The sequence below is a fragment of the Streptomyces sp. NPDC055254 genome, assembly GCF_053606025.1.
This window is the reverse complement of sequence record NZ_JBSGQV010000096.1, coordinates 1-1,758: the sequence shown is the minus strand read 5'-3', so window position 1 is coordinate 1,758 and position 1,758 is coordinate 1. Positions and strand designations below refer to the sequence as shown.

The window sequence follows — 1,758 nt, the reverse complement described above, 5'->3', positions numbered from 1 at the left end:
GCTCTCGCCCCGGCCGCCGCCCCCGCGCCGGCCGCCGCCCCCGCGCCGGCCGCCGCTCCGGCTCCGGCCGCCGTCCCGGCCGTGCCGATCACGACGGCCCCGGCCGCCAAGTCCGTACAGGAGTCCACCGCGTGAGCACCGCAGAGTCCCGTGACGGCCGGCCCGTCGGCACCGCCCGTACCGCCCCCACCCGGGCCCCGGCCCCCGAGCCGGCGCCCTCGGCCGGCCGGGACCGCCTCGGCCGGGTCGCCCTCGCCGGCTTCGCGGTCGCCGCCGCCGCCGACCTCGGCTCCCTCCTCGCGGGCTGGGAAACGGGCCACCCGGTGTTCAAGCCGCTGCTGATGCCGCTGCTCGTCGCCTACGCCCTGACCCGCCGCGCGCCCCGCCTGCTGATCACGGCCCTGCTGTTCGGATGGGGCGGCGACCTGGCCCTGCTCTTCGACGCCGAGATCGCCTTCCTCGTGGGCATGGGCTCCTTCGCCGCGGGGCACGTCTGCTACCTGGTGCTCTTCGGCAGGCGCGCCGCGCACCCGCTGCTCGGCGGCGCGTACGCATTCGCCCTCATCGGGACCGTCGCCCTGCTGTGGGCCGACCTGCCCGCCGACCTGCGGGTCCCCGTGGCCGGCTACAGTCTGCTGCTCACCGCCATGGCCTTCCGTTCCAGCGCCCTCGGACTGCGGGCGGGCCTCGGCGGGGCGCTGTTCCTGCTCTCCGACACGCTCATCGCCACCGGGGTGGCGGCCTGGCCCCAGCTGCCCCGCCCGGATTTCTGGATCATGGCCACCTACTTGGCCGCCCAGTACCTGCTCGCGACCGGAGTGATGGCCTCCGGAAACCGGGCGTACGGTGGGGGAGCAGCCCTACCGGGCGAGCACAGCGAACGCTGACCACCCCCGATCCGGAGGACTGCACCACCATGCGCGCCACCGTCATCCACGCCCCGCACGACATCCGCGTGGAGGAGGTGCCCGACGCCGCGATCCGACGTCCCGAGGACGCTGTCGTCCGCGTCCTGCGCGCCTGCATCTGCGGCAGCGACCTGTGGGCCTACCGCGGTGAGGCCGCGCGCCGGCCCGGGCAGCGCATCGGCCACGAGTTCCTCGGCATCGTCGAGGAGACCGGGGCCGCGGTGTCCGGTCTGCGCGCCGGCGACCTGGTCGTCGCCCCGTTCATGTGGTCCGACGGCACCTGCGCGTACTGCCTGGAAGGCCTGTACACCTCCTGCGAGCACGGCGGCTTCTGGGGCTCGGTCGGCCACGACGGAGGCCAGGGCGAGGCCGTCCGGGTCCCGCACGCCGACGGCACCCTGGTGAAGCTGCCCGCCGATGCCGTCTCCGACGACCACCTGCTGACCGGGCTGCTCGCGCTGTCCGACGTGATGGGCACCGGCCACCACGCCGCGCTGGGCGCCGGCGTCCGCGAGGGCTCCACCGTCGCCGTCGTCGGTGACGGCGCGGTCGGCCTGTGCGGCGTCCTCGCCGCCCAGCGCCTCGGCGCCGAGCGGATCATCGCCCTGGGCCGCCACACCGCCCGTACGGACATCGCGAAGCTCTTCGGGGCCACCGACGTCGTCGCCGAGCGCGGCGAGGCCGCCGAGGCGGCCGTCCGCGAGCTGACCGGCGGCCGGGGCGCGCACGCGGTCATCGAGGCCGTCGGCACCGAGCAGTCAAATCCTCCACCAGGACAGTGTTTTGCAGCTCGCGAGCCCCGGTCATCGACCGGGGCTCACCTGCTATTACGCCGAAAACGGCACCGCCG

General features: G+C 75.5%; 2 protein-coding genes. Both read left to right on the top strand.

Going from position 1 to position 1,758, the window contains the following annotated elements; genetic code table 11:
• Window positions 1-131: 131 nt before the first annotated feature.
• Window positions 132-887 (top strand): lysoplasmalogenase, encoded by a 756-nt coding sequence (locus ACWFQ8_RS33500; RefSeq protein WP_453790037.1) that lies wholly within the window; start codon window positions 132-134, stop codon window positions 885-887.
• A 29-nt stretch (window positions 888-916) separates the two neighbouring features.
• Window positions 917-1,758 (top strand): alcohol dehydrogenase catalytic domain-containing protein (locus ACWFQ8_RS33495; RefSeq protein ID WP_453790036.1); only part of this gene is annotated, 842 nt, incomplete at its 3' end.